This window comes from Streptomyces capoamus (genome assembly GCF_014654935.1).
In the GTDB taxonomy this organism is placed as follows: domain Bacteria; phylum Actinomycetota; class Actinomycetes; order Streptomycetales; family Streptomycetaceae; genus Streptomyces; species Streptomyces capoamus.
This window is the reverse complement of sequence record NZ_BNBF01000005.1, coordinates 76,635-81,753: the sequence shown is the minus strand read 5'-3', so window position 1 is coordinate 81,753 and position 5,119 is coordinate 76,635. Positions and strand designations below refer to the sequence as shown.

The following is a 5,119-nucleotide window of genomic DNA, read 5'->3' as shown; positions in this document are numbered from 1 at the left end:
CCCAGGCGCAGCAGCGAGCCCTGCACCTGCGGGGTGTACAGGTCGGGCAGGGACCGGAACGGGGCGGTGAACGCGGTGCCGCCGTCGCGGCTGACGGCCTGCGTGCGGTGACCGAGATCGGTGCCGTCCTGCTCCCGGCCGCTGACCAGCACCGAACCGTCGGCACGCTCGGCGAGCGCCAGTTCGGAGGGCTTCTGCCGGAAGGTGCCGTCGGCGGCGACCGGCCAGGTGTCGGTGGCGCCGGTCCGCCAGTGACCGCCGTGGTCGTCGCTGACGACCAGGGCCGCGTGGCCGGCGGTGACCCTGCTGCCGTTCCACGTCTCGGCGTTGACCCCGAGGACCAGGCGCCCCGCGTACCGGCCGCGGGTGAGCTGGATGCCGTGCACGGGTCCGGTGGCGTACCAGGAGTTCCAGTCGGCGGGCAGGATCTCCGGGCTCAGATCGCGCGGCCGGGACCAGGTCCGGCCGTCGTCGTCGCTGTACTGCAGGTGCGGGCTGCGGTCGCAGGGGACCGGGCAGCCGGCGCTGTCCGTACGGCCGCTGTTGTAGGTCTCGGCGATCCAGACCCGCCCGGTGGCGCGGTCCACGACCGGTGCCGGGTTGCCGTGGGTGTCGCCGGCGCCCTCGTTGACGACCTGTAACGGCCCCCAGGTGCGGCCCCCGTCGCCGGAGCGTTTCAGGACGATGTCGATGTCGGCCGCGTCCCCGCAGTTGAGGACCCGGCCCTCGGCGAACGCCAGCAGCGTGCCGGCGACGGTCCTGACGACCGCCGGGATGCGGAAGCACGCGTACCCGGGGTCCTGGACGGCCTTGAACAGCACCTGCTGCTCGAACCCGGGTCCGGCGTCCCCGGACCGGGCGCGGACCGGGCGGGTGTGGGCCGGTTGGGCGTCGGCGGAGTGGGCGGGGACGAGCGGGACGAGCAGGCCCGCCGCGGCGACGGTGGCGGTGACGAGCCCGGATCTGAGCCGGGTGCGAAGAGATGACGGCACGTGGCGACCTGCCTTCCTCGTCGTGACATCCGGGCATCCGCATCCGTGGTTTCGGAACCATCCGGACATCCCATGTCCGTGCGCGACCCATGACGGTAACCGCGCGTGGCGTGCGTCACAAGGAGCGTGCCGACGGTCAGGGGCGCAGGACGACCTTGCCGAGGTTGGCCCGGGAGGTGATCACCGCGTGCGCCGCCGCCGCGTCCTCCAGCGCGAACTCGCCGTGCACGACGGGTTTCACGGCGCCCTCGGCGAACAGCCGCCACAGCTCGCGCCGCCACCGCTCGTACACGTCCGGCCGCCCGCGGGCGATCAGCGCCATCTGGAAGCCGATCACCGACTTGGCCCCCACCAGCAGGTCGTACGCCCGGACCGTGCCGCCGCCGGAGCTGTAGGCGACCAGCCGGCCGTGCGGGGCGAGCGCGGCGACGGCCGGGGTGAGCAGGTCGCCACCGACGGCGTCCAGTACGCAGTCGACGGGGTCGCCCCACGTGCCGTCGTCGTACCGCACGCAGCCGTCCGCGCCGAGCGACCGGACGAAGTCCGCCTTCGTCCGGCCGGCCGGGTCCGTCGCCGTCGTCCGGCCGACCGGATCAGCCGCCTTAGTCGGACCGGACGCGCCCGCCGTCTCCGCCAGGCCGGGTGCGCCCGCCGCCTCGGCCGGACCCGACACGGCGCCCAGTACCCGTCCCGCGCCGAGCGCCCGCGCCAGCTGGACGGCGAGATGTCCGACGCCACTCGCCGCCGCCGTGACGAGTACCGACTCTCCCGGCGCGAGCCGTGCCGCGTCCAGCGCGCCCAGCGCCACCAGGCCGCTGCGCACCAGTGCGACCGCGGTCACGGCGTCGGCGTCGTCCGGCACCGGTGAGGTCATGGCCTCGTGCAGCAGCGCGAACTCGGCGTAGCCGTACCCGAAGCACAGTCCGGTCACCCGGTCGCCGACGCGGAACCGGGTGACGCCTTGGCCGGCCGCGACCACCTCGCCCGCGACCTCGCCCCCCAGCGGCACCGGCTCCGCCGCCTCGGTCACCTTGCGGACCATCGGCAGGGTGATGCCGACGGCGTCGCAGCGCACCAGCACCTCCCCGGGTCCGGGTGCGGGAACGGGTACGTCCTCCACATACAGCGGTCCACCGGCGGACTCGTACCGGACGCGACGCATGGCAACCTCCAGCGGCCGGACAGGCCGGCGCGGTCGTCATGGGGGGAACCCATGAAATCGTTGGGATCCCCAACGGTACGGGCTGATTCGTTGGGAAGTCCAATGATTCCTCGGCTAGGCTGCCGTCATGGCCGAAGCACCCCTGCCCGCGATCCGCTCCCTGCCCAGCTGGCTCCTCGGGCGAGCCGCCGCGCGGGGCCGCGCCCTGGTCGCCGACGCGCTCGCCGCCGAAGGGCTCAAGATGTGGCACCACGTCGTCCTCTCCGCCGTCCGCGACCTCGCCCCGGTGGCCCAGGCCGACCTCGGGCGCAGCGTGAGCCTCGACCCCAAGGACGTCGTCGGCATCCTCAACGACCTCCAGTCCGCCGGTCTGATCGACCGCGCCCCCGACCCCCGCGACCGGCGCAAGAACGCCGTGTCCCTGACGGACGACGGCGCCCGTCTCCTCGTCCGCTGCGAGAAGGCCGCCCGGCAGGCCAACGACGAGCTGCTCGCCCCGCTGTCGGCCGCCGAACGCGACCGGTTCATGGAGCTGCTGCTCCGCATCTCCGGCACGGAGGGATGACGGCAACCGGGTCTCTGCGCGGCCGGCGGAGGTGGCCGCGCGGCGCACCGGTCAGCTTCGTTCGGCCGGCTCCCGCAGGGCGATCCGGTGCTCGCCCGCGTACACGTTCATCGAGCTGCCGCGCAGGAAGCCCACCAGGGTCAGCCCGGTCTCCGCGGCCAGGTCCACCGCGAGCGACGAGGGTGCCGACACCGCGGCGAGCAGGGGAATGCCCGCCATGACCGCCTTCTGGGCCAGCTCGAAGGAGGCCCGGCCGGAGACCATGAGGATCGTCCGGGACAGCGGTAGTCCGTCGCTCTGCACCGCCCGTCCGACCAGCTTGTCCACCGCGTTGTGCCGGCCCACGTCCTCACGGGTGTCCAGCAGTTCCCCCTCCTCGCTGAACAGGGCCGCCGCGTGCAGGCCGCCGGTCCGGTCGAACACGCGCTGCGCCGACCGCAGCCGGTCGGGCAGGGCCGCCAGCAGCTCGGGGGTGACCCGGAGCGGCGGAGTGTCGGCGATCGGCCAGCGCGCGGTCGTACGCACGGCGTCCAGGCTCGCCTTGCCGCACAGTCCGCAGGAGGAGGAGGTGTAGACGTTCCGTTCCAGGGTGAAGTCCGGCAGCGTCACACCGGGCGCGGTCCGCACGTCGACGACGTTGTAGGTGTTCGAACCGTCCGCGGTGGCCCCGGCGCAGTAGACGATGTTCTGCAGCTCGGAGGCCGAGGCCAGCACACCCTCGCTCACCAGGAAGCCGGCCGCCAGCGCGAAGTCGTCCCCGGGGGTGCGCATGGTGATCGCGAGCGGCTTGCCGTTCAGCCGGATCTCCAGGGGTTCCTCGGCGACGAGCGTGTCCGGCCGGGTGGAGACCTCGCCGTCCCGGATGCGGAGCACCTTGCGTCGTTCCGTGACTCGTCCCATGGTCTGATCAGCCCCGGTTCTGTAGGTACTCGTTGCGTCTGCCCGCACGCGTGGCCGGCATCCCATTGTCCTGCACACGGGGATCCGCGGTGCGGCCCGCTCCGGGTGCCCGCCCATGACGCCGTGGATGCGTGCGTGTTCGACGGTCCGAGGCGTTCCGAGGAGCACGGTCCGAGGAGATCCGGGAGGAACGGTCCGCGGGAGGTCGAGGAGCACGGGCCGAGGAGATCCGCGAGGAACGGTCCACGGAGTCCCGAGGGCATCTGCGGAGAGCCGACAATCCCGACACCCGTTTCCTGTGGGTTCACCTGCCCTCGTACCCGTGAGTCACTGATCAGACTGGTGGATCCCGCTACCCACGGCACGAGGGGATCTCCGGCATGAACGGCTCGCGCATCGCCGCCATCGGTCACTACCAGCCCGCCAAGGTGCTCACCAACGGCGACCTGGCCGGCATGGTCGACACCGGTGACGAGTGGATCCGCACCCGGGTGGGCATCCGGACCCGGCACATCGCCGGCCCGGACGAACCCGTCGACGAACTGGCCGCCCACGCCGGCGCCAAGGCCCTCGCCGCGGCCGGCCTCTCCCCGGGTGACATCGACCTGGTCCTCGTCGCCACCTCCACCGCGATCGACCGCTCCCCGAACACCGCCGCCCGGGTCGCGGCCCGGCTCGGCATCCCGCAGCCCGCCGCCATGGACGTCAACGTGGTGTGCGCCGGCTTCACCCACGCGCTGGCCACCGCCGACCACACGCTGCGGGCCGGCGCGGCCACCCGCGCGCTGGTCATCGGCGCCGACAAGATGTCCGACGTCACCGACTGGACCGACCGGACCACCTGCGTCCTCGTCGGGGACGGCGCCGGCGCCGCCGTCCTGACGGCGTGCCGGCCGGGGGAGGAGCCCGGGGTCGGGCCGGTGCTGTGGGGATCGGTGCCGGAGATGGGGCACGCCGTGCGGATCGAGGGGACACCGCCCCGGTTCGCGCAGGAGGGGCAGAGCGTCTACCGCTGGGCCACCACCCAGCTGCCGGCCATCGCCCGCAGGGCCTGCGAGAAGGCGGGCGTGGCGCCCGAGGAGCTCGCCGGAGTCGTCCTGCACCAGGCCAACCTGCGGATCATCGAACCGCTGGCCCAGAAGATCGGTGCCGTGAACGCGGTGATCGCCCGCGATGTCACGGAGTCCGGCAACACCTCGGCCGCCAGCATCCCGCTCGCCTTCTCCAAGCTGGTCGAGCGCGGAGCTCTCAGTACCGGCGACCAGGTGCTGCTCTTCGGTTTCGGCGGCAACCTGTCGTACGCCGGGCAGGTCGTCCGCTGTCCTTGAGCCCGGTCCTCTCACCTACCGTGCGCGGGGACTCGCAGTCCGTGCACCGGCACCCACCGGCCGGTCCTGGACCGCCGCGCAGGCGGATACGCAGGTGAAACGCACTCCGAAACCTTGGTATTGTTGTCCATGTCGCCGCGGGGAACACACCCCGCAAGGCGGCAGACACCTG

5 protein-coding genes are annotated in these 5,119 nt (G+C 73.0%); 2 read left to right on the top strand and 3 right to left on the bottom strand.

Annotated features, from left to right (window positions below; genetic code table 11):
- Together IE312_RS39450 and IE312_RS10105 are read right to left on the bottom strand one after the other, a co-directional pair.
- A partial coding sequence (locus tag IE312_RS39450) for a sialidase family protein (RefSeq protein WP_229899462.1) occupies nt 1–992 on the bottom strand: 992 nt, incomplete at its 3' end.
- Nucleotides 993–1,128: 136 nt separating this feature from the next.
- On the bottom strand, nt 1,129–2,154 hold the full coding sequence (locus tag IE312_RS10105; RefSeq protein WP_189980451.1) for a quinone oxidoreductase family protein: 1,026 nt from the start codon (nt 2,152–2,154) through the stop codon (nt 1,129–1,131).
- Nucleotides 2,155–2,281: 127 nt separating this feature from the next.
- On the opposite strand from IE312_RS10105, the gene IE312_RS10100 reads away from it, so the two are divergent.
- Nucleotides 2,282–2,719, top strand: a complete 438-nt coding sequence (locus tag IE312_RS10100; protein ID WP_189980449.1) for a MarR family winged helix-turn-helix transcriptional regulator — start codon at nt 2,282–2,284, stop codon at nt 2,717–2,719.
- 51 nt (nt 2,720–2,770) lie between these two features.
- Here IE312_RS10100 and fdhD read toward each other — a convergent pair whose 3' ends face one another.
- Nucleotides 2,771–3,619 carry a formate dehydrogenase accessory sulfurtransferase FdhD gene (gene fdhD, locus IE312_RS10095; protein ID WP_189980447.1) on the bottom strand — a complete coding sequence of 283 codons (849 nt, stop codon included), beginning with the start codon at nt 3,617–3,619 and terminating at the stop codon, nt 2,771–2,773.
- Between the two features lie 380 nt (nt 3,620–3,999).
- Between fdhD and IE312_RS10090 the strand changes: the two genes are divergently transcribed.
- Entirely contained in the window at nt 4,000–4,947 is a 948-nt protein-coding gene (locus tag IE312_RS10090; protein ID WP_189980445.1) for a beta-ketoacyl-ACP synthase III, read from the top strand.
- Nucleotides 4,948–5,119 lie beyond the last annotated feature (172 nt).